Raw genomic sequence first — 22,819 nt, forward strand, 5'->3', positions numbered from 1 at the left:
CCGATAGCGTCCATCGCCGTGAATGCATACGGTAAATAGAAACGCGTCGGCCCGCCATCCTGGCGGGCCGACGCGTGGTACTAGTGGGTGGCTGCCTCACCCCAACTGGAACGGGTACACCGAGCCGATTCCCAGGATGCGGGTCAGCTCGTCCAGCGCGGTGAGTGTTTCCTCGGCGAGTTGGGGATCGGCAAGGTCTTCCGGCGCCAGGCGGTCGCGATAGTGACGCTCGACCCAGGCGGTGAGTTCGCCATACAGCGCGTCGTCGAGCAGTACCCGGCCGGAGAGCGCATCACGCTCGGCTGCACTGAGCGCCACCCGCAGGCGCAGGCAGGCGGGGCCACCGCCATTGCGCATGCTCTGCTTGACGTCCTTGACCAGCACCTCGTTGATCGGGTTAGGGCCGGCCAGTAGCAGATCCTGGATGGTGCGCCAGACGTCCTCGTTCTCCTCGCACTCGCCGGGCACCACCAGGGTCATGGAGCCGTCGGGCTTGGAAAGCAGTTGCGAGTTGAACAGATAGGACGCCACGGCATCGTCGAGACTCACCGCCTCGATCGGCACCCGCACCGGAATCAGTGGCGTTGCCATCTTCTTGCGCAGTTCGTCGAGCGTCTTCTGTTCGTCGAGGAAAGCCATCTCGTGATAGAGCAGCACCGGGCCGTTGCCCACTGCGATCACATCGTTGTGGAACACGCCGGCATCGATGGCGTCCGGATGCTGCTGAGCGAACACCGTCTGCGCTGGACTCAAGCCGTGCTGGCGGGCAATCGCCTGACTCGCCTCGAGCGTCTGGCGGGCCGGGTATCGCTTCGGCTCGACCTCGCCGCCAAAGGCCTGGCGGCCATAAACGAACAGGTGTGCGCCGGGCTCACCATGGTCGGCGCACAGCCGCGTGTGGTTGGCCGCGCCTTCGTCGGAGAACGCCGGGGTGGCCGGCAGTGCCGGATGGTGGGCGAAGCGCGCCTCATCGCGGAAGATCGCCGCCAGGACCCTGCCGGTGGTTTCCGGCTCCAGGTAACGATGGAAGCTCGACTGCAGGTTGGCCGGCGTGAAGTGCACCCGGCCGTCCGGTGCGTCGACGCTCGGCGTCACGGTGCCGGCGTTGGCCGTCCACATACTCGACGCTGAACAAACCGCGCGCAGGATCTGCGGTGCCTCCCGGGCGGCACGCTCGAGCACTTGTTTCGCGCTTCCCGTGAAGCCCAATGCCCGCAAGGCACCGAGATCTGGACGCTGCTGGGGTGGCAACACGCCTTGGACAAAGCCGGCATCGAGCAGCGACTTCATCTTGGCCAGGCCCTGCAGTGCCCCTTCCTTCGGGTTGGAAATCAGGCCCTCATGGCTCATCGAGGCCACGTTGCCATGCGCCAATCCGGAATAGTTGTGGGTTGGGCCCACCAAGCCGTCGAAATTGACCTCACGCACATTCATCGCTTGAGTCACAGCGTCACCCCCGGCGGCAGGTTATCAGGCAGCACCAAGATCTCAGTCTCCATGGAGGCCACCGGATAGGCGCAATAGTCAGCGGCGTAATAGGCGCTGGGACGATGATTGCCGCTGTCGCCTACCCCGCCGAACGGTGCATCCCCGGAAGCACCGGTAGTCTGCCGGTTCCAGTTGACGATGCCGGCACGAATGCGCAGCAGGAAGTCGTCCCAGTCGGTGCGCTCTCCACCGATCATGCCGGCGGACAGGCCGTAACGGGTATCGTTGGCGAGCTCGATCGCCTCGTCCCAGTCACGATAACGGTACACCTTGAGCAGTGGGCCGAAATGTTCCTCGTCGGGAACCTGCAACCCTGTGACATCGATCAGCGCCGGCGACAGCAGGCTGGTCCCGTCCTTCAGCCGTCGCATGCGCGAAAGCACGATGCCACCCTGTGTCTCGAGGTCGTCCTGGGCCTTGAGCAGGCCATCAGCTGCTTGAGGACTCACCAACCCGCCATAGAACGGGGCAGGCTCGTCGAACTGAGCGGCCACGCGCAGTTTGTCGATGGCTGTCACCAGTGCCTCGATCAGACGATCGCCAACCTGACCCTCGGGCACCATCAGGCGCCGGGCGCAGGTACAGCGCTGGCCGCCGGAAAGAAACGCCGACTGCAGGATGGTCAGGACCGTGGCATTCTCGTCGGGCACGTCCTTGACCACCAGCGGATTGTTGCCGCCCATCTCCAGCGCCAGGATCTTGTCGAACTGACCGGCGAGCTGTTGGTGCAGGATGCCGCCGACCTTGGCGCTGCCAGTGAACAGCAAACCGTCGATATCCTGGGCGCCGGCCAGTGCCTGCCCCACCTGCGCCGCGCCCTGCACCAGGTTGATCACACCAGCGGGGAGACCGGCCTCGCGCCAGCACTGCAGGGTCAGGTCGGCGGTCAACGGGGTCTGCTCGCTAGGCTTGAAGACCACGGTATTGCCAGCCAGCAATGCCGGTACCATGTGGCCATTGGGGAGATGCCCCGGGAAGTTATAGGGGCCGAATACCGCCATCACGCCATGCGGGCGATGGCGTAACACGGCACGTGCCTCGCCGACGTCGCGTTCGCGTTCTCCGGTACGCTCATGGTAAGCACGAATCGAGATCGCCACCTTGCCGATCATCGCCCCCACTTCGGTGCGCGCTTCCCATAGCGGCTTGCCGGTTTCATGGGCGATGGCAGTGGCCAGATCCTCGCGGTGGGATTCCAACACCTCGCGGAATCGCTCCACCAATGCCTGGCGCTTGTCAAACGGTGTGCGTGCCCAGGCCGGAAAGGCCTCGCGAGCCGCGGCGACCGCGGCTTCGACCTGTTGCGGACTGGCGGCGGCAGCCTGCCATAGCGATTCGCCGGACACCGGGTCGGTCTTGGCGAAAGATTCCGCCTCGCCATCGACCCAGGCGCCACCGATCAGTAGTTGTTGCTTGGCGTGCATAACGTGTCTCCCATTCAGCATTCAGCGCATAAGCACCGAGCTCTGGTTCGAAAAGCGGGGCTTTTCGCCTATGTTTCCAAGATACGGAGGGAATCACCGGCAGCAACCTCCAGCCGCCGCGCCTCCTCCTCTGTCAGGGTGATCACATCGTTTTCGTCAGGGCCACGACCAAGCCAGATGGCACGAAAACCAAGCATGTCGGTGGTCGCCACCAGCCAGCTGGGGCGTTCCGCCTGCTCGGCGCCGGTGGTCACCTCGACCTTGCACAGCCGCGAGTTGCGCACTGCGCGTACATCGTCGATATAGGCTTCCACGGTGGGACCACCATCGAAGATGTCGACATAGCCTTCCCAGCGCAGCCCCTCTTTCTTGAGCATCTCCAGCGCCGGGCGCGTCTGCTCGTGCACTTGGCCGATACAGGCCCTTGCCTCCTCGGTGAGGAAGGTGGTGTAAATCGGGAACTTGGGCATCAGCTCGCCGATGAAGCTCTTCTGGCCCAACCCGGTGAGGCGGTCCGCCTCGTTGAAATCCATGGGAAAGAAATGGCTGCCCAGGCACTCCCAGAAGGGGCTGACGCCGTTCTCGTCGAACACCCCGCGCATCTCGGCCAGCACCTTGTCGGGGAAGCGATCGCGGAACTGGGCCATGAATAGCCAGCGCGCCTTGGACAGCAAGGCGCCATTGCGGCTCTTTCGATATTCGGGACGCAGGTACAGCGAACAGACCTCGGCATTGCCGGTGTGGTCCGAACTCAGGAACAGGGTATCGATGGTGCGGTGCAGGTCGAGCTGCACCGAAGAGTGCGCCAGGGTGCCGAGCCGATAGTTGTAGAACGGCACATCACGCCCCACCTGCCCGACGATGGCACAGCAGCCAGCCAGCTCACCGTTCTCTTCATCCTCGAGCACGAAGAAGTACAGGCGGTCGTCCAGCGGGGTGCGTTCCTCGAAGGCACGCGCGGCGGACTCGATCTTGCCGGCCAGGAAGTCGCGGTTATCAGGTAGCGAGGTAAACCCGACACCGGTCTGCTGGGCCAGGGCCTGCAGACCATCCAGGTCGCCACGGGCAATCGGACGAATACGCATCACAGTTCTCCCTCGTCGAGTGCGTCTTCAGCGGCGGGCAGTGCCAGCGGTGCGGCCAGCACGGCGCGACCCTCTTCCACTCCGAGAATCTCGGCATGCTCGGGTGAAAGCATCAGTTGCCCAGTCGGCGACAGCGCATAGCGAGCCACCACGCAACGGAAGTCGCCGAGCTTCTGGTTGGCGACCATCGCCGGCTCGGCGTCGGGCAGCGATTGCGCCGGACGAATGCGCACCGGATGCCAGGCAGCGTGACGGAAGGTTTCCAGCCGCTCGCGCTCGACCTTGACTACCGGGCCGGCGTCGAAGATGTCGACATGCCGCGAGCGCGTGAAGCCCTCGGCCAGCATCTCTTCCAGGGCACGCTCGTGCGCCGGGTGCTCACGACCGATGGCGGCCCGTGCCTGAGGGGTGAGCAACGGCAGGTAGAGCGGGAACTGCGGCATCACCTCGGCAATGAAGCTCTTCGAGCGCACGCCGGCGATGTGGTTCATCTCCTGGTAGCCACGCGCGAAGAAGTGGCGGCCCACGCTGTTCCAGAACGGCGATTCACCCTCGCTGTCGAGATAGCCGGGGAAAGCCACCGCCAGGATCTCCGAAAAGCGCTCGGGATACTGGGCGATGAACATCAGCCGCGAACGACGCAGCAGACTCTCCGCGCTGGTGCCCTTGTAGCGGGCATTGAGCGATAGCGCACACAACAGGGTCGCCTCGGAGACCTCGTGCGACAGCGACAAGGTCTGCACCTCGCGACGCACATTGAGCTGTTGCGAGGCATGAATCAGCGTCTCCTGGCGATAGGTGTAGTAAGCTTCCCGGGCACCGGCCTGGGCGCGAATGGTGGCGGTCCCCACCACTTCATCGCGCTCACGATCCTCGAGCACGAAGGTATAGTGCTCGTCGCCGGGAAACTCGACCTCGCGACTGAAGGCTCGTTGGGAGCGGGTGATGCGCTCCTCCAGGCGATCGCGATGCGCCGGCAGGTTGGTCAGGCGTGGCGTGGCGCCCGACGCCAGGCGCTCCAGGGCCGGCAGATCCGCCGGCCGGGCGGGACGAACGACCAGCATGGGTTGCCCTCTCGTTATCGGTTCCTGGGAGCTCTCGCTCATGGCCACGTTCATGCCTGGGCGACGAGCTTGCCAATGGCGCGCTCGAGACGTGCCATGCCCTCATGGATGTCGGACTCGGGGATCACCAGCGAGGGCGCCATGCGCAGCACGTTGGGGCCGGCGATCAACGCCATCAGGCCCTCGCCGATGGCCAGCGGCAGGATATCCTTGGCCCGGCCTTCGTACTCGGGCGCCATCTGGGCGCCGATCAGCAGGCCCATGCCACGAATTTCCCGGAACACTCCGTGCTTGCGATTGATGCTTTCCAGATGCTCGCGGAACAGCTCATGACGCTTCTGGACACCCTCGAGCACTTCGGGAGTATCGATATGCTCGATGGCCGCCAGGGCCACGGCGGAGGCCAGGGCATTGCCGCCATAGGTGGAGCCGTGGGTGCCGATGGCAAGTGACGGCGCCACCTTGTCGGTAGTCAGCATGGCGCCTACCGGGAAGCCACCGCCCAGAGACTTGGCGCTGGTCAGGATGTCCGGGACCACACCGTAGTGCATGTAGGCAAAGAACTTGCCGCTGCGGCCTACGCCGGTCTGCACCTCGTCAAAGATCAGCAGCGCCTGGTGCTCGTCGCACAGTTCGCGTAGCCCCTTGAGGAACTCGGGGGTCGCCGGCACGATGCCGCCCTCGCCCTGCATCGGCTCGACCATGATTGCGCAGGTATCCTCGCCAACCAGTTCGCGCACGCTGTCGAGATCATTGAACTCGGCGTGCAGGATGCCGCCCGGCACCGGACCGAAGCCTTGGGAGTACTTGGGCTGACCGCCGACACTGACGGTGAAGAAGGTGCGGCCATGGAACGACTGGTGGAAGGAAATGATCTTGTCCTTGTACTCGCCGAAGTGATCGTGAGCATAGCGGCGCGCCAGCTTGAGCGCCGCCTCGTTGGCCTCGCCGCCGGAGGAGCACATGAACACCTTGTCGGCGAAGGTACGCTCGACCAACGACTTGGCGAGCTTCAAGGCGGGTTCGTTGGTGTAGACGTTGGACAAATGCCACAGCTTGTCGGCCTGCTTCTTCAATGCCTCGACCAGCACCGGATGACAGTGCCCCAGGGAATTGACCGCGATGCCCCCAGCAAAATCGATGTATTCGCGGCCATCCTGGTCCCATAGGCGACTACCTTCGCCGCGCACCGGGATCACCTTCTGTGGTGAATAGTTGGGGGTCATGTACTGATCGAAATCGCTGCGGGTCGGGGTATGGGTCATGTTGTTCTCCATCCGGTGGGATCGATAGATCAATCGAGTATAGGGGGAGCCATCACGCAGGGCTTTCAGCAATGGGACGGCGAATTATGAAAAGCGGTTAGACTCAACGAGTCGGGCACCTCAGACTAGCCGTTCTTCGCGCGGTGTCATACCGAAGTGGTTGCGATAGGCGGTGGAGAAGTGGGCCCCCGAGGAAAACCCGGTCATCAGGGCGATGTCCCCCACCGGCCGGTCGGATTCCCGCAGCAGCTTGCGCGCCTCTTGCAAGCGCAGGTCGAGATAGTACCGACTGGGCACCGCTTGCAGATACTTCTTGAACAAACGCTCGAGTTGGCGCCGGGAAATGCCCAGGTGTTCGGCCAGTTCATGGGTGGTAAGCGGCTCTTCGATGTTGGCTTCCATCAGCACCACCGCATCGATCAGGCTCTGCGGCGCATGCCCCAGCCGCGAACGCAGCGGCACGTGCTGGGGCTCGTCGGCCATGCGGATGCGCTCGCAGACGAAGTGCTCGGAAACTCGTTCGGCCAGACGCTGACCATGCTGCATGCCAATCAGAGTCATCATCATGTCCATTGCCGCGGTACCGCCGCCACAGGTCAGTCGGTCGCGATCGATCTCGAACAACTGGTGCGAAAGGTTGATGCGGGGATAGTCGCGGGCAACGGCATCATAGCGCTGCCATGGCAGCGTGGCGCGATAGCCGTCCAGCACGCCGGCCCGCGCCAGCACCTCGCCGCCTCCGGCGATGCCGCCCAGCGTCACGCCGCGGCCAGCCAGGCGCTTCAGCCATTGTGCGAGCTCGCTCAAGTCGATCGCTGGCAAGGGGCTTGGCGCGCAGACCAGCAACATGTCCAGCGTACCGATCTCCTCCCCGACCGACTCCTCTGGGGTCAGTGACAGCTCGGCCGCACTGCGTACCCCACGACCGTCGATGCCAAACGTCGAGGTACTGTACAAGCGTCGTCCGCCAAGCTGATTGGCGATCGCCAGCGGCTCCATGGCACAGGCCTGGGCCAATAACGAAAACCCGGGCAATAGCACGAACCCCACCCGACGCGGGGTGCCATCGACCGATAGAGCGGGGGCGGAGTCATGCATCTTGGCAGCACGCCTGTTCATGAACGAGCGGCCATATTAACCAAAAGGACCGCAAACGAAAGCCTTGCGCCACACTGCCATGGCAACAACGAAAATCATGACCCGGATATGAAAAAGCCGGACCATTGGCATGGCCCGGCGACGAGTGAAACCTTGGGGAAACACTGCATAAATGCCTGCGCAGGCGAATCACTGCGTTGCGCGATGCTCAAAATCCTCACCTATACCCCATAGGCTCCGGTTTTTGCGCTCCGTGCGCCTTGTGCTTCATCCTGCTCGCCGATTTATTCAGCGCTTCCCTTAGGCATCAACGCCCCAGATAATGGAAGGCCAAGCCGGCCACCAGAACCAGGACGATGATGATTGGCAAGATCCGGTGCAGCCTGGTAGGCGGACTCTGGGCTTCGGGTTGCTCTTCATCGGGTTCTGGATGCTCGTAATCTTCCGGCATCCGCTGGCCTATCACGTGCCGTTTTTCCTCTTCCCGACTCTTGCTGTCCCTGGTATCCATCTCCACCTCCTGGCGTTCCCGTAACAGTGCGTCGGAGCGCTGGGTGCAGCGCTCTTTATAATGTTACGACATCGAATTCCACCACAGGGTCCACATCGGCATCGTAGTCGACATCCTCGCGCTCGAAGCCGAACAGCTTGAGGAATTCGTGCTTGTATCCAGCATAGTCGGTAATCGCGAACAGGTTGTCGCTGGTGACCTGGGGCCAGAGATCCTTGCAGGCCTGCTGGACGTCATCACGCAATTCCCAGTCGTCCAGGCGCAGGCGACCGGCCTCGTCGGTCTGCGGCGGCTGGCCGCTGTAGAGCCGCTCGCCGAACAGGCGGTTGAGCTGTTCGATGGTGCCCTCGTGGAAGCCCTTTTCCTTCATGATCTTGTAGACCATGGCGATGTAGAGCGGCATCACCGGAATGGCGGCACTGGCCTGGGTGACCACCGACTTGAGCACGGCGACATTGGCGCTACCGCCCTTCTCGGCGAGGCGCTTGTCGATCTCGCTGGCCGCGCGGTCCAGATCCTCCTTGGCCTTGCCCAGCGCGCCATGCCAGTAGATCGGCCAGGTGATTTCGGTGCCGATGTAACTGAAGGCCACCGACTTGGCCCCGGGCGCCAGCACGCCGGCCTTGTCGAGGGCATCGATCCACAGCTCCCAGTCCTCGCCGCCCATCACCGCAACGGTATCGTCGATCTCCTGCTGGGTCGCCGGCTCGACCTCGGCCTCGATGATGGTGTCCTTGTTGGTATCGATGGCGGTGGCCCGGTAGGTTTCGCCGATCGGCTTGAGCGCCGAACGCTTCAGCTCACCACTATCCGGCAGCTTGCGTACCGGCGAAGCCAGCGAATAGACCACCAGATCGACCTGGCCAAGGTCCTGCTGGATCAGCTCGATCGCCTTGTCACGCGCTTCGTGAGAGAAGGCATCGCCATTGATCGACTTGCTGTAGAGCCCGTCGGCCTTGGCGAACTTGTCGAAGGCGGCGGCATTGTACCAGCCGGCGGTACCGGGCTTTTTCTCGGTTGCCGGTTTCTCGAAGAACACCCCCAGGGTGTCGGCGCCATAGCCGAAAGCCGCGGTGATGCGCGCCGCCAGGCCATAGCCACTGGAGGCGCCGATCACCAACACCTTCTTGGGGCCCTTCGATTTGTCCAGGCCACGAGCGCGGGTCGCCTCGATCTGCTCGAGCACGTTCTTCTCGCAACCGACGGGGTGGGTAGTGGTACAGATGAAACCGCGAACCTTGGGTTTGATGATCACGACAGACCTCGACATTCCATGAACGAAGCGCACCAATCCAACGTGGAGCGCGAATCGATGACAATTGATCATTCTAACGGCTCATCGATACCCTGTCCGCCCTTGAGCAGAACCCCAACATGCTGGACCATTGTGCTATCGATTCGAGATGCGTATGCCGTGACGGCGGGAGACACCGATGGATGCCCAAACCCTAGTCGACGAACGCGGCGAACTCTGGCTGGCCCTGGCGCCGCTATGGCTCGAGCGAGAGCCTCGGGAAACCGACTATGCCCACATGGTGAAGGTAATCCAGCGCCATGACCTGACCCCGAACCAGCTCGAATGGATCTTTCGCCTGGAGCTGGCGCCGGTGCTGTCACGCCAACAGATGTCGGTGGTCGGCGAATGGCGAGCCTTCGACGAGAACAAGCTACTGCGTCAACTGGTGGCGCACAATCTTCGCTTGCATGGCTGGCGTCGCAAGACCTGGGCGCTGTTTTCCGGCCTGACCACCATGATGACCCGTCATCGCTGGAACGAGTTGATGGCAAGAGTCATGGTCGAGCGCGAGCGACTCCCCCACTGACCCGCCCGGCAAGAAAGGGGTCACGCGGAGAACGGCGTCTCCAACGCCTCCTCCAGATAAGGGCGAATCTCCACCGCTCCGTCGCGAGGACCAAAGCGACGAATCACCTGACCGTTGCGCCCAACCAGAAACTTGGTGAAATTCCACTTGATCAGGGTACTGCCCAGCACCCCCGGTGCCTGGCGGCGCAACTGCACGAACAATGGATGGGCATCGGGCCCGTTGACCTTGACCTTTTCCATCAAGGGAAAGGTCACGCCATATTCGCGCTCGCTGAAGCTGCAGAATGCCGTGGCCGATTCCGGTGATTGTCTCGCGAACTGGTTGCAGGGGAACGCCAGCACGGTGAACCCCTGGTCGCGATAGCGCCGATAGAGGTCTTCCAGCTCCTTGAGTTGGGGGGTGAACCCGCACTGGCTGGCCACATTGACGATAAGCAGCACTTGACCACGCAAGGCGCGAAGATTGAAAGGCTCGCCGCTATGGGTCGAGCAGTCGAGATCGTAGATCTGCATGACCAGATACATCGCATGGCGTGTTGAGTTTACGATGCCACGACTCGTGTCGCGGCGCCAGCCGGATCACCACCAACCGCCCTCGACCATATACTTCAGGGCCAGACGGGTATCCGGTGTTGCACGGGGATGGGCCAGCGCCTCCTCGAGCGGCAGCCACATGGCGTCGGCGACCTCCTCCGCTTGCAGTCTCAATGGGCCATCGTAATCGACCAAAAAGACGCTGCCGAAAATATGATTGCCCTCCCGGTCATAACGAAAATCGAGGCAGAATCGCAGCGGCACGCCCCTGATGCCGAGTTCCTCGGCGAGTTCGCGGCGCGCCGCCACATGCACGGCCTCGCCCGCGCCAACCACGCCTCCGGCAGCCAAGTCGATCCCACCGGGAAAGACCTCCTTGGTCAGGGTGCGCTGCTGGACGCAGAGCTCGTGGCGGCAATTCCTGACCACCACATAGGTCGCCCGATGCCAGAAACGCCAACGCCGCATCTGGACGCGCGGAGCACTACCACAGGGGCGGTTACTAGCATCCACCAACTGGATGCGTTCATCGGCAATCAGTGGCATCGGCAGCGCACTTGCCACGGGGAACTCGGCATGCATCGAACATCCTCCTGGAAAGGCTGTCCCAGCCTACCCAGTCCTGAGGCTGTGGGCCAGTCATGACCACTTACATTCCGCGTTGACCAGGTGGCGGGGTACGGCCATGCTCGTTGACAGGCCCCTGTTCAGTGGAGAGATCCCCATGGCCGACGCATCACCGCGCACCAGGCTCGCCACCCATGAGGTCGTCAACCAACCCGCCACCGGCGAGGACAGCGACCTCTTCGCACTCGACCAGGCGTTGCAGGAAGCCTTGGCTCGCGAAGCCCCGGACTGGGTAAGCCGCCGCCTGGCCCCATTGGGTGTGGATGTCGGCAGCCGACGTATCCAAGCACTCGGCGAAACCGCCAATCGTCACCCACCGGAATTGCGTCTGTTCGACCGTCATGGCCGGCGCCTCGATGAAGTCGTCTATCATCCAGCCTACCACGAGCTGATGCACTTGGCCTGCGACCACGGCTGGCATGCCGTGGCCTGGCAGGAAGAATCCCGCGGCGGCCACCAGGCGCATATCGCCGCCATGTATCTGCTGACCCAGGCCGAGCCTGGGTTCTGCTGCCCGATCACCATGACCCATGCCGCCATGCCGGCGCTGCGTCACCAACCCGAGGTACACGCCCAGTGGGCGCCGCGTATGTTGGCATGGGATTACGACGGCCGCGCCATTCCTGCCTGGGACAAGCCCGCGGTGACCCTGGGCATGGCGATGACCGAAAAACAGGGCGGCAGCGACGTACGTACCAACACGACTCGCGCCGTGGCCGAAGGCGATGACTATCGTCTGACCGGGCACAAATGGTTCTGCAGTGCCCCGATGTCGGATGCCTTCCTGACCCTGGCCCAGACAGATGACGGCCTGGGCTGCTTCCTGGTCCCACGCTTCACGCCCGACGACGAGCGCAATGCCATCGAAATCCAGCGTCTCAAGGACAAGTGCGGCAATCGTGCCAACGCCTCCGCCGAAATCGAATATCGTGGAGCCTGGGCACAAGCCATCGGCGAGCCGGGGCGTGGAATCGCCACCATTCTCGAGATGGTTCAACAAACCCGGCTGGATGCCGCCACCGCTCCGGTCGGCATGATGCGCCAGGCACTGGTCGAAGCCTGGCAACATGTCCGGCAGCGCCAGGCCTTCGGCAAGCACCTGTCCGAGCAGCCCTTGATGCGCGCGGTGATCGCCGACCTGGCGCTGGAAGTCGAGGCTGGCTTGGCACTCGTGATGCGTACGGCACGGGCCTTCGACCACCCCGATGACGAACAAGAACGCGGCTTGGCAAGACTCGCGCCGGCTCTGGCCAAGTACTGGCACAACAAGCGCGGCCCCGGCTTCATGGCCGAAGCCATGGAGTGCCTGGGCGGTATCGGCTATGTCGAGGAAGTACCGCTGGCACGGTTGTATCGCGAGGCACCTGTAAATTCGATCTGGGAAGGCTCCGGCAACGTGATCTGCCTGGATGTACTGCGTGTATTGGCCCGTCATCCGGAATCCATCGAGGCACTGCGCGAAGAGCTGGCGGCAGCACGTGGCACAAGCTCGGATTACGACTATGCCGTCGATGAATTGGAACAGGCCCTGATAGCCGACCTCATCACGCTGGAGCCGCGAGCACGCTGGCTGACCCAACGCCTGGCCCAGTGCCTGCAAGCGTCTCTGTTGCTGCGCCACGCCCCACCAGCCGTGGCCGATACCTTCTGCCGCACACGGCTCGGACCCGAAGCCGGCTCAGCCTACGGAGTACTGCCCGTGAATGCACCCTGTGGCACTATACTGGCGCGCATCGTGCCCTGAACGATGGCCAGCACAACCATCCCAACGTGCGACAAAAGACCGCTTGGCCTTCGACACCCACCGTCTACGCTATAGGCGGCTAATGATTTTCCTGACTCGCCACATACATAAGGACTCATGATGATCCCACACCTGTCGACCTTGTTCGCCGCCGCCCTGCTACTCCCGGGCCTGGCCCTCGCCCACGATATCCGGCTCGACGATGTGCGTATCGCCCACCCCTTTGCTACACCGACTCCCCCTGAAGCGCCCAACGGGGCGGCGTACCTGGACATCACGGTGGAAGGCGACACGCCGGCGACATTAGTGGGTGCCAGCACAGCGGCAAGCCGAGCCGCCGAGCTTCACGACATGCGCATGGAAGACGGCAACATGCAGATGCGCAAGCTCGACGCGATCACCATCGAATCCGGCGACACTCTGATCATGCGACCCGGCGGAGGCCAGCACCTGATGCTGCTCGGCCTGGAAGCGCCACTACGCGAGGGTGATAGTTTCCCGTTGACGCTGGAATTCGCCGAGCGCGGCACGATCGACGTAGAAGTCTGGGTCCAGGAGGCCAATGAAGGTAGCGAGGCCGCCGATGCACATCATCGGCACTGACCTTGGCATGCTTACCGAGCCCTGTCGGTAATGCGATTTCGCGGCAGCGCCTCCATGACGGCGAGCGGCTCCGCTACGCGATTCTGGTGGTCAACGGTGGGTCGTATCTCTTGTTCCATGCCAGGCAGATAGAGATGCACCGTGGTGCCACCTTCAGGTTCACTGGCAAGAGTGACATGTCCTCCGCTGCGCTTGACGAAGCCGAAAACCATGCTCAACCCCAGCCCGGTTCCCTTGCCCTCGCTCTTGGTGGTGAAGAAGGGTTCAAAGGCATGGCACCGGATTTCGTCGGTCATGCCCTGGCCGGTATCGCTGACGGCGATCCGCACATAATGACCGGGCTCGAGACCGGAGGGCTGACAAGCGGATCCATCGCCGACCACCACGTTGGAAGTCGCGATCGTCAGCATACCGCCTTCGGGCATGGCATCGCGCGCATTGATCGCCAGGTTGATGATCGTCGACTCTAGCTGGACGGGGTCGACATGCGCCGCCCAAAGTCCAGGCACCAGTCGCATCCTGACCCCTACCTGTTCGCCCAGGCTCGCCTCCAGGAGCCCGCGACTGGTACCCAACAGGGCGTTGATATCCACACGGCAAGGGTTGAGCGGTTCTCGCCTAGCGAACGACAATAGCCGCTGGGTGAGCAGACGGCCACGTTCCCCCGCATGCAGCATCAGTTCCACCTGTTGTCGCAATGCCGAATCCATTCCCGCAGATGCCTGCAACAGCTCGGCATTGCCGATGATCACCGTCAGCAGGTTATTGAAATCGTGGGCCACGCCGCCTGAGAGCCGCCCCAGGGCCGCCATCTTCTGCGCTTCATGCAGTTGCCGCTCCATGTCTTCACATCTCTGCTGGACATGACGTGCCATCCTCCGAGCACGCCACCAGCCCCACCCCGCCAACATCGACAGCCCACTCGAAAGCGCAACGACCACTCCCAGCCATCGCCACGCTCCAGCCAGGACGGCAAGCCCGACCAGTGCGGCGCATGCGTGAACCACCGTGGAAGACGTCCAATGCAAACGTGACATGGAATGCTCCAGCCTCAAGCGGGCAACATGCGATCGATGACAGGGATTTGCTCGGCGGGCATCGGCCTTCCCAACGCGAACCCCTGCACATGGGTACAACCATAGGTACGCAGCAGAGGCAGACGATCCAAGGACTCGACCCCCTCGGCCACGACCCGAATTCCCAGGCGCTGCCCCAGCAGAGCCACGGCCTCTACGATGGCGGCATCCTGGGAAGCCTCATGGATATCGCGCACGAAACTGCGATCGATCTTCAATTCGCTGATCGGCAGCAACTGCAGGCGGGAAAGCGACGAGAAGCCCACACCGAAATCGTCCACCGAAACCTCTACTCCATGCAGGCGAAGACGAGCGGCCACCTCTCCACCCAGCAATTCGTCGTCCATGGAATCGCTCTCGGTGATTTCCAGCACGATAGGCGCGCGATGCGACAGTCCACGCCGCCCGTTGTCCATCAGCGACAACAACTCGGCGTTCATCAGCTCGGCGGGAGTCACATTGATCGCCATCGACAGCGACAGGCCCGCTTCACTCCAGCGGTCGGCATCGCGCAGTGCCAGTGACGCCACACGCCGCGTCAGGGCTTGACACTGATCAGGTGTCATCAGCGGAAGGAACTGTCCGGGTTGTAGCAACCCCATCTCGGGATGCTGCCAACGTACCAGTGCCTCGACACCGCTCAACCGGTTGGAGGCCAGTTCGAATTGTGGCTGGTAATGCACGATGAACTCGTCGCGTGTCAGCGCCAGATCGACCTCCTCCTGGCTGCGTAGCACATCACCACTCTGGCGTTCGCTGACCACACGCGGGCTGATGTCCTCGAGACGTCTGCGCAGGTCGGTCAGTCGGTAGGGCTTGCCCAAGGGGTCGAGCATGTGAAGCCCCAAGGTGCGACCGACCCGTTCCGCGATATGGATGATCTTGGACTCGACCCCACTGAGCAAAAGCACGGCCCCGGCATAGCGGCACTCGGCCAGGCGGCGCAGCACTTCGATGCCATCATTGGAGCGGCCAAGTTCCAGATCGACGATCAGCAGCCGTGGCCCCAAGATCGGCAGTTCGGCCAATAAGGCCTCGGGCCGGGAATGGCAACGCGCTTCCATTCCCAAGGCATGCAACTGCAGCGACAGGGTGACGACCACATCAGGATCGTCGTCCAGTACCGCCGCCAATGGCTGGAGAATCGCAGACATCCTGTCCCTCGCTGGGCATCGGGAGCAGACTTTGTAATCAAGTGTAACACTTATTGGACAATCCGAGTGAGATTCTTGTCATTGACAGGATGAGAACCCTACCCTAATGGTCCCACTACTACCCGCAGGGCCAATCCCAGCAACATCACCCCGGTAAGACGATTGATCCAGTGCGCTCTAGCCTGCAGCCAGGGCAAAACCTTCGAATGTGACAGCGCAATGGCCACCAGCACGTACCAACCGCCGTCTATCAGCATGGCGGTGGCAACGATCAGCGCCTTGGCAGCCAGGCTCATATCAGGGGTGACGAACTGGCTGAGCAGAGCAATGAAGAATAGGATCAGCTTGGGATTGCCCAACGCTACCAGCATGCCTTCCCGAGCCGCCTGCGCGCGGGTCGTGACCACTCGCGAGGTTTGCCAGGTCGTCGCACGCCCCGCACGCAGTGCCTTGATGCCCAACCATGCCAGATAGCCGGCTCCGACCCAGGTGATGAACTGGAACAGCACGGGCTGACGGGCGATCAACGCTCCCAGCCCCCACACGGTCAACAGGGCGTAGATGCCCACTCCCAAGGCATGCGACAGCGCGGCCGCGACACCTGGCAGACGCCCGCCGCCCAAGGTATGACGCAACACCAGCGCCAGACTCGGCCCCGGCGACATGGCACCCATGACACACACCGCCGCCAGTGACAGCCACAGCGAAATCGGCACCCCATCCTCCTTGGCGATAACAACTAATAGAGTGCGGCAGGATTCCCCTTCACCACGACCGGCAAGGAGCCGCTACGTTACCGGCATCATAAGCCTTGGCGATCTGCCGAATAAAGACAATAAAAACCGGCCACATAGGTAGGGGTGGCCGGAAAGCAGGGAACACGACTTGAGGAACTGATCACTACTTTAGCTTTTATCACAACGGCCTGGTATGAGCGATCGCCGACAGTTTTTGTAAGATATTTCCTACATCGCTTGTCGGATTTCTCTTACACGCGTTCATCTTGGACTTCCTGACTCGACGCCATGCAGACTTGCAGAGAGCCGCGTTACACTGACCCGGCATATCGACAGGGAGCATGACATGAACGTCGGAACCTTCGCCCTTGCCCTTCAGCTCATTGGCCTTGTCTTGCTCGTCTACGGTTGGCTGGCCTTCAACCCCGCTGGTTTCGTCGGGCTGGTACTGGTGATTCTGGGGGCAGTGATCCGCTGGACCCGACGAACCGGCAATGGCGGGTAGTGGCGTTGGCAAATGCGAGGCACGCGTACATGGCCAGCCTGAACACGACCAATCCACGATCATGCGAATTAGAGGGAAGAACGAAGGGATGTCACCGAGTGACTGAATTCGGAAGTGGTGCCCGGGGTCGGACTCGAACCGACACGCTGTCGCCAGCGGTGGATTTTGAATCCACTGCGTCTACCAATTTCGCCACCCGGGCAGCGGGTTGCATTATACGTAGGTCGGCTCGCAGGTCAATCTCTTGACCTGACTTCGTTGCCGGGAACCGGTATCCTATGGCCCCTGTCCGATCGGTCCACCCGTCGGACCCTGAGTCCATCACCAGCCACAAGCAGTCCCGAGACCCTAACGCCGATGCAGCGTGCCGATTTTCACTATGAACTCCCCGAGGAGCTGATCGCTCGTTATCCGTCCGAACAGCGCAGCGACTGTCGCCTGCTGTGCGTGGATGGCACAACAGGCGAACTTGCCCACCGGCGCTTTCCCGACCTGCTCGAAATACTCGACCCAGGCGATCTGCTGGTGTTCAACGACACCCGCGTGATTCCCGCCCGCCTGCACGGGCACAAGGCCAGCGGCGGGCGCGTGGAAATGCTACTCGAGCGGCCGCTGGATACGCACCACGGCCTGGCGCACCTGCGTGCCAGCAAATCCCCAAAGCCTGGCACCGAGCTGATCTTCGAGGGAGACATCCATGCCGTGGTCGAAGGCCGGCGCGAAGCGCTGTTCGAGCTGCGTTTCCTCGGCGAGACGCCAATGATCGAACTGCTCGAGCGTCACGGCCATATGCCGCTGCCGCCCTATATCACTCGCGAGGACGAACTCGCCGACCGTGACCGCTACCAGACCGTCTACGCCCGCCGCGACGGCGCGGTGGCCGCTCCCACCGCCGGCCTGCACTTCGACGAGCCACTGCTCGAGGCACTGTCCGCTAGAGGAGTGGAGAGCGCCTTCGTGACACTGCACGTGGGTGCCGGCACCTTCCAGCCGGTACGCGCCGACGATATCCGTGAACACCGGATGCACAGCGAATGGATCGAAGTCTCCGAGGCGGTCTGCGAGCAGGTACGCACAGCGAAGAAAGCCGGTCGCCGGGTGGTCGCCGTGGGGACCACCAGCGTTCGCTGCCTGGAGTCGGCCTGCCTGAAGAGCGACACAGGTGAGATCGCGCCCTACAGCGGCGAGACCGACATCTTCATCTATCCCGGTTACCAATGGCGCTGCATCGATGCTCTGGTGACCAACTTCCACCTACCGGAATCGACCCTGCTGATGCTGGTCGCCTCGTTCGCCGGATACGAGACGGTAATGAAGGCGTACCAGGCAGCAGTGGCCGAGCGCTATGCCTTCTTCAGCTACGGCGATGCCATGTTTTTGACCCGCAAAACCCCCTGAGCTCGATCATGCTGCGTTAAACGCTGACTCAAAATACTCATTTACTCCATGTAAACTCCGTCTTTTTCGTCAGCGTTTGCCTTGCCTGACCTTCCTCAGGGCGCCTTGATTCAATGCCGAGAGACCGCATGCGAAACGAATGCTTCATGAACTTCGAGCGCCTGGCCAATGACGGGCGCGCACGCCGAGGCCGCCTGCACTTCCCCCGCGGAACGGTGGAAACCCCGGCCTTCATGCCAGTGGGCACCTATGGCACCGTCAAGGGAATGACACCGGCCTCGGTGGAAGAGATCGGCGCCGAGATCATCCTCGGCAACACCTTCCACCTCTGGTTGCGCCCGGGCACCGAAGTCATCGAGGCTCACGGCAACCTTCACGACTTCGCCCAGTGGCAGAAACCAATCCTGACCGACTCCGGAGGCTTCCAGGTCTTCTCGCTAGGCGAGATGCGCAAGATCACCGAGGAAGGGGTACACTTCCGTTCACCAGTGGATGGCGCCAAAATATTCATGGGCCCCGAGGAGTCCATGGCCGTGCAACGTTCGCTGGGGTCGGACGTGGTGATGATCTTCGACGAGTGTACCCCCTACCCGGCCACCCTCGAGCAGGCCGAGGCGTCGATGGAGCTGTCCCTGCGCTGGGCGAAACGTTCACGCATCGCTCACGGCGACTCGCCCTCGGCACTGTTCGGCATCATTCAGGGCGGCATGTACCCCGCCCTGCGCGAGCGGTCACTGGCCGGGTTGCTGGACATCGGCTTCGATGGTCTTGCCATTGGCGGTCTTTCGGTGGGCGAGCCCAAGGAACAGATGATCGAGGTGCTGGACTACCTGCCCACTTGGATGCCCGAAGACAAGCCACGCTACCTGATGGGCGTGGGCAAGCCCGAAGACCTGGTGGAAGGCGTGCGTCGCGGCATCGACATGTTCGACTGCGTGATGCCGACCCGTAACGCCAGGAATGGACATTTGTTCACTTTCGAAGGCACGATCAAAATCCGCAACGCCAAGCACCGCCAGGATTCCCGGCCGCTGGAGGAAGACTGCGACTGCTATACCTGCAGGCACTTCTCGCGGGCGTACCTGCATCACCTGGACCGCTGCGGCGAGATGCTGGGCTCGATGCTCAACACCATCCACAACCTGCGTCATTACCAGCGTGTGATGGCCGGTTTGCGCGGTGCTATCGAAGCGGGTACATTGGCGAACTTTGTTGAACGGTTCTACGCGAAACGTGGCTTGCCGGTGCCGCCCGCGCCGACGGCATAGCCAAGCGACGATGTGAATCCTCTTTTTCTCACCTGATCCAGGAGACACTACCCGATGCTGGACTTCTTCATTTCTCCGGCCTATGCCGAAGGCGGCGCTGCTGGCGGCGGTATCGCTCAGATCGTCATGCTGGTCGGCTTCGTGCTGATCTTCTACTTCCTGCTGTGGCGCCCGCAAGCCAAGCGCGCCAAGCAGCACAAGCAACTCGTCAGCGGTCTCTCCAAAGGTGACGAAATCGTCATCGGCGGCGGCATGCTGGGGCGTATCACTAAGGTGAACGACGACAGCGAGTTCATCACCATCGAGATCGCCGAAGGCACCGAGGTCAACGTGCAGAAGAACGCCGTAGCGGCAGTATTGCCCAAGGGCACCATCAAGTCCATTTGACCCCTGACCAACGGTCTGCCGCGTCGGGAAAGGCGGAAATGCCTTTCCCGGTTCCGAATGGACCGTGGCCTCAAACGTACCATGCGCTAACTTCTTCGCCACGTTAGCTATTAAGGCAGGGCTTGCATGCTCAACCGATATCCCCTGTGGAAGTATCTGCTGATACTCATCGTCCTCGCCGTCGGCCTGATCTACTCGCTGCCCAATCTCTATCCCGAGGACCCGGCGGTCCAGATCAGCAGCGCACGAGGAGATGTCACCCTCGATGAGTCTCGGCTGGAACGCTTCCAGGATGCCTTGGCCGATGCCGGCATCGAGGTCAAGGACAGCGAAATCAGTAACAGCAGCATCCTGATCCGGTTCACCAATGCCAACGATCAGATCGAGGCGCGCGACATCATCGCCGATATGGTGGGCAACGACGTCGTGGTCGCTCTCAACCTGGCGCAATCCACCCCCGACTGGCTAGAGAATCTGGCTGCTTCTCCCATGACCCTGGGCCTGGATCTGCGCGGTGGCGTACATTTCCTGCTAGAGGTCGACATGGACGCAGCCGTGACTCAGCGCCTGGAGGTCAACGCCAGCGCCATGCGCGAGATGCTGCGCGGCGAGCGGATTCGCTATCGCGATACCGAGATCGACGATCGCACCCTGACGCTGAGCTTCACCAACGAGGAAGATCGCGATGCGGCACGGCGACTGATTGCCCGTCAATTCCCCGACTTCAACTACCAGAACCTCGACGAGGGACGTGGTGCTGCTCTGGAAATGACACTGAGCGACCAGGCGGTCAATGAAATCGAGGACTACGCGATCAATCAGAACCTGACCACCTTGCGCAACCGGGTCAATGAGCTGGGTGTCGCCGAGCCACTGGTGCAGCGTCAGGGCCCCAACCGCATCGTCGTTGAATTGCCGGGCGTCCAGGATACCGCCGCCGCCAAGCGAGTGGTCGGCGCTACCGCCAACCTGGAGTTTCGCCTGGAAGCACGCCCGGACACCCCGGACAACGAAACCGAGCGCTTCGAATTCCGCAACAACCCCGAGCGCAGCGCCGAGTTGATGCGCGACGTAATCATCACCGGTGACAGCGTCTCCAGCGCCACGCGCAGTTTCGACGAGAACGGTCGTCCTCAGGTCAACATCGACCTGGACGGTACCGGAGGGACCCTGATGAACCGGGCTACCCGGACCAATATCGGGCGCAACATGGCGGTGCTGTTCATCGAACACAATACCCGGACCCATACGGTCATCGAGGATGGCAAAGAAGTCGAGGTGCGCGAGCCCTATACCGAACGCGGCATCATCAGCCTTGCTACCATCCAGAGTGCGCTGGGCAACAGTTTCCGCATCACTGGACTCGACTCTCCCACCGAATCAGCAGAGCTGGCCTTGCTGCTGCGTTCCGGTTCGCTGGCGGCACCGATCTACTTCGTGCAAGAGCGCACTATCGGCCCAAGCCTCGGCCAGGACAACATCGATCGCGGTGTGATGTCAGTACAGATCGGCCTGATGCTGGTAGTACTGTTCATGTTGGTGCGCTACAAGGTGTTCGGCGTGATCGCCAACCTGGCGCTAGGCATCAACCTGGTGCTGCTGATCGCTGTCATGTCGATGCTTGGTGCCACGCTCACGCTACCCGGCATCGCCGGGATCGTATTGACACTGGGCATGGCGGTCGATGCCAACGTGCTGATCTTCGAGCGAATACGTGAAGAGCTACGCGGCGGCATGTCGGTTCAGCAAGCCATTCATGCTGGCTACGAGCGAGCCTTCACCTCGATCATCGATGCCAATATCACCACCCTGCTGGTGGCATTGATCCTGTTCTCTATCGGCACCGGCCCGGTCAAGGGCTTCGCCGTGACGTTGTCACTGGGCATCCTGACCTCGATGTTCACCGCCCTGCTGGTGACCCGCGCCATGGTCAACCTGATCTATGGCGGCAAGCCGGTGAAGAAGCTTTGGATATGAGGAGCCTCGCGATGCGACAGTTCGATTTCATGGGCAAGCGCCGCCTGGCCTTTCTCTTTTCAGCCATACTGCTGCTGGTGTCGATCGGCTCCCTGGCAGTGCAACAGCTCAACCTGGGGCTGGACTTCACCGGCGGCACCTTGGTGGAAGTCCGCTACGACACGGTGCCGACACTCGATACGATACGCCAGACGCTCGAGGACGAGGGTTTCCAAGATGTTTCGGTGCAGACCTTTGGTGCCGCCACCGAGGTATTGATCCGCCTGCAACAGGCATTCGACCCTGCTGTCGGAGAGCAAGTGGTCGGCCTGCTGCGCGAAGAGGGTGCCAACGTCGAGCTGGTGCGCGCCGAATTCGTTGGTGCTCAGGTCGGCGAGCAGCTACGTGATCAAAGCGGCCTGGGAATGCTGGTGGCGTTGGGCATCGTGATGCTCTACGTGGCCTTTCGTTTCCAGTACAAGTTCGCTCTGGGAGCCCTGTTGGCGCTGGTCCATGACGTGGTGATCGTGATCGGAGTCTTCTCGCTGTTCCAGCTCGACTTCGACCTCACCGTCCTGGCGGCACTGCTAGCGGTAATCGGTTATTCCCTGAACGATACCATCGTGGTCTACGATCGGATTCGCGAGAACATTCGCAAATCACGGATCGATGACATGCCGGCAATCTTCAACGACGCCATCAACATGACCCTGGCCCGAACCCTGGCAACGTCAGGTACCACCTTGCTGGTACTGCTGGCGCTGCTGGTGCTGGGTGGCGACATGATCCACAACTTCGCACTGGCATTGATCATCGGCATAGGCGTGGGGACCTTCTCCTCCATCTATGTGGCTTCGGCTTTGCTGCTCTCGCTCAAGCTCGAGCGGCAGGACCTGATTCCTGCCAAGAAGGAGGATCCGGAGGCGGAAGAACTGCCCTGACGTAAGCTCGAAGCTCGAAGCTCGAAGCTCGAAGCTCGAAGCTCGAAGCTCGAAGCTCGAAGCTCGAAGCTCGAAGCCAGAGCATAACCGAAACAGCCCCCATGGCACGGCCATGGGGGCTGTTTTCCT

General features: G+C 62.0%; 22 protein-coding genes and 1 tRNA gene. 9 read left to right on the plus strand and 14 right to left on the minus strand.

Translation table 11 applies throughout. The features are described 5' to 3' along the window. Positions 1 to 96: 96 nt before the first annotated feature. The 8 genes from astB to fabV form a co-directional block, all read right to left on the minus strand. Positions 97 to 1,434: an N-succinylarginine dihydrolase gene (gene astB / locus IE093_RS10955; protein WP_189469287.1), complete on the minus strand. Its 1,338-nt coding sequence runs from the start codon at positions 1,432 to 1,434 to the stop codon at positions 97 to 99. A gap of 8 nt (positions 1,435 to 1,442) precedes the next feature. After that, the gene (gene astD, locus IE093_RS10960; RefSeq protein WP_189469087.1) at positions 1,443 to 2,912 is read right to left on the minus strand and encodes a succinylglutamate-semialdehyde dehydrogenase; all 1,470 of its coding nucleotides are present in this window, start codon (positions 2,910 to 2,912) and stop codon (positions 1,443 to 1,445) included. A gap of 68 nt (positions 2,913 to 2,980) precedes the next feature. Further along, on the minus strand, positions 2,981 to 3,997 hold the full coding sequence (astA, locus tag IE093_RS10965; protein WP_189469089.1) for an arginine N-succinyltransferase: 1,017 nt from the start codon (positions 3,995 to 3,997) through the stop codon (positions 2,981 to 2,983). After that, a complete protein-coding gene (locus tag IE093_RS10970) occupies positions 3,997 to 5,061 on the minus strand; it encodes an arginine N-succinyltransferase (protein ID WP_189469091.1) in 1,065 nt (354 codons plus the stop codon). Before IE093_RS10970 ends, astA begins: the two co-directional genes overlap by 1 nt. A gap of 50 nt (positions 5,062 to 5,111) precedes the next feature. Continuing rightward, positions 5,112 to 6,326, minus strand: coding sequence for an aspartate aminotransferase family protein (locus IE093_RS10975; RefSeq protein WP_189469093.1), 1,215 nt, complete (start codon positions 6,324 to 6,326; stop codon positions 5,112 to 5,114). Between the two features lie 120 nt (positions 6,327 to 6,446). Then, complete coding sequence (locus tag IE093_RS10980) at positions 6,447 to 7,424, minus strand: GlxA family transcriptional regulator (protein WP_189469095.1); 978 nt, start codon at positions 7,422 to 7,424, stop codon at positions 6,447 to 6,449. A gap of 307 nt (positions 7,425 to 7,731) precedes the next feature. Continuing rightward, on the minus strand, positions 7,732 to 7,935 hold the full coding sequence (locus tag IE093_RS10985; protein WP_189469097.1) for a hypothetical protein: 204 nt from the start codon (positions 7,933 to 7,935) through the stop codon (positions 7,732 to 7,734). Positions 7,936 to 7,990: 55 nt separating this feature from the next. Further along, a complete protein-coding gene (gene fabV, locus IE093_RS10990; protein ID WP_189469099.1) occupies positions 7,991 to 9,190 on the minus strand; it encodes an enoyl-ACP reductase FabV in 1,200 nt (399 codons plus the stop codon). A gap of 178 nt (positions 9,191 to 9,368) precedes the next feature. Between fabV and IE093_RS10995 the strand changes: the two genes are divergently transcribed. Further along, the gene (locus IE093_RS10995; RefSeq protein WP_189469101.1) at positions 9,369 to 9,758 is read left to right on the plus strand and encodes a DUF7079 family protein; all 390 of its coding nucleotides are present in this window, start codon (positions 9,369 to 9,371) and stop codon (positions 9,756 to 9,758) included. 20 nt (positions 9,759 to 9,778) lie between these two features. Here the strand turns inward: IE093_RS10995 and IE093_RS11000 are convergent, their stop codons facing one another. Further along, positions 9,779 to 10,273, minus strand: coding sequence for a glutathione peroxidase (locus IE093_RS11000; protein ID WP_189469103.1), 495 nt, complete (start codon positions 10,271 to 10,273; stop codon positions 9,779 to 9,781). A 66-nt stretch (positions 10,274 to 10,339) separates the two neighbouring features. Next, a complete protein-coding gene (locus tag IE093_RS11005; protein WP_189469106.1) occupies positions 10,340 to 10,876 on the minus strand; it encodes an NUDIX hydrolase in 537 nt (178 codons plus the stop codon). Positions 10,877 to 11,018: 142 nt separating this feature from the next. On the opposite strand from IE093_RS11005, the gene IE093_RS11010 reads away from it, so the two are divergent. Then, positions 11,019 to 12,665 carry an acyl-CoA dehydrogenase family protein gene (locus tag IE093_RS11010; protein ID WP_189469108.1) on the plus strand — a complete coding sequence of 549 codons (1,647 nt, stop codon included), beginning with the start codon at positions 11,019 to 11,021 and terminating at the stop codon, positions 12,663 to 12,665. 117 nt (positions 12,666 to 12,782) lie between these two features. Further along, positions 12,783 to 13,268, plus strand: coding sequence for a copper chaperone PCu(A)C (locus IE093_RS11015; RefSeq protein WP_229803491.1), 486 nt, complete (start codon positions 12,783 to 12,785; stop codon positions 13,266 to 13,268). An 11-nt stretch (positions 13,269 to 13,279) separates the two neighbouring features. On the opposite strand, the gene IE093_RS11020 is transcribed toward IE093_RS11015, so the two are convergent. The 3 genes from IE093_RS11020 to IE093_RS11030 form a co-directional block, all read right to left on the minus strand. Next, positions 13,280 to 14,305 (minus strand): ATP-binding protein, encoded by a 1,026-nt coding sequence (locus tag IE093_RS11020; RefSeq protein ID WP_189469110.1) that lies wholly within the window; start codon positions 14,303 to 14,305, stop codon positions 13,280 to 13,282. Positions 14,306 to 14,319: 14 nt separating this feature from the next. After that, entirely contained in the window at positions 14,320 to 15,498 is a 1,179-nt protein-coding gene (locus tag IE093_RS11025) for an EAL domain-containing response regulator (RefSeq protein ID WP_189469112.1), read from the minus strand. A gap of 98 nt (positions 15,499 to 15,596) precedes the next feature. Further along, positions 15,597 to 16,214 carry a LysE family translocator gene (locus IE093_RS11030; RefSeq protein ID WP_189469114.1) on the minus strand — a complete coding sequence of 206 codons (618 nt, stop codon included), beginning with the start codon at positions 16,212 to 16,214 and terminating at the stop codon, positions 15,597 to 15,599. Between the two features lie 367 nt (positions 16,215 to 16,581). Between IE093_RS11030 and IE093_RS11035 the strand changes: the two genes are divergently transcribed. Further along, a complete protein-coding gene (locus IE093_RS11035) occupies positions 16,582 to 16,740 on the plus strand; it encodes a hypothetical protein (protein WP_189469116.1) in 159 nt (52 codons plus the stop codon). Positions 16,741 to 16,855: 115 nt separating this feature from the next. Here IE093_RS11035 and IE093_RS11040 read toward each other — a convergent pair. Next, positions 16,856 to 16,942: transfer RNA gene (locus IE093_RS11040), tRNA-Leu, on the minus strand. Between the two features lie 155 nt (positions 16,943 to 17,097). Between IE093_RS11040 and queA the strand changes: the two genes are divergently transcribed. The 5 genes from queA (at position 17,098) to secF (ending at position 22,690) form a co-directional block, all read left to right on the plus strand. Continuing rightward, positions 17,098 to 18,138 (plus strand): tRNA preQ1(34) S-adenosylmethionine ribosyltransferase-isomerase QueA, encoded by a 1,041-nt coding sequence (gene queA, locus IE093_RS11045; protein ID WP_189469118.1) that lies wholly within the window; start codon positions 17,098 to 17,100, stop codon positions 18,136 to 18,138. A gap of 146 nt (positions 18,139 to 18,284) precedes the next feature. Beyond that, positions 18,285 to 19,406: a tRNA guanosine(34) transglycosylase Tgt gene (gene tgt / locus IE093_RS11050; protein ID WP_189469292.1), complete on the plus strand. Its 1,122-nt coding sequence runs from the start codon at positions 18,285 to 18,287 to the stop codon at positions 19,404 to 19,406. A 54-nt stretch (positions 19,407 to 19,460) separates the two neighbouring features. Next, on the plus strand, positions 19,461 to 19,793 hold the full coding sequence (yajC, locus tag IE093_RS11055; RefSeq protein ID WP_189469120.1) for a preprotein translocase subunit YajC: 333 nt from the start codon (positions 19,461 to 19,463) through the stop codon (positions 19,791 to 19,793). A gap of 126 nt (positions 19,794 to 19,919) precedes the next feature. Continuing rightward, entirely contained in the window at positions 19,920 to 21,770 is a 1,851-nt protein-coding gene (gene secD / locus IE093_RS11060) for a protein translocase subunit SecD (protein WP_189469122.1), read from the plus strand. Positions 21,771 to 21,781: 11 nt separating this feature from the next. Further along, positions 21,782 to 22,690 (plus strand): protein translocase subunit SecF, encoded by a 909-nt coding sequence (gene secF, locus IE093_RS11065; RefSeq protein ID WP_422730975.1) that lies wholly within the window; start codon positions 21,782 to 21,784, stop codon positions 22,688 to 22,690. Positions 22,691 to 22,819 lie beyond the last annotated feature (129 nt).

The organism is Litchfieldella qijiaojingensis, assembly GCF_014651875.1.
GTDB classification, from domain to species: Bacteria; Pseudomonadota; Gammaproteobacteria; order Pseudomonadales; family Halomonadaceae; genus Litchfieldella; species Litchfieldella qijiaojingensis.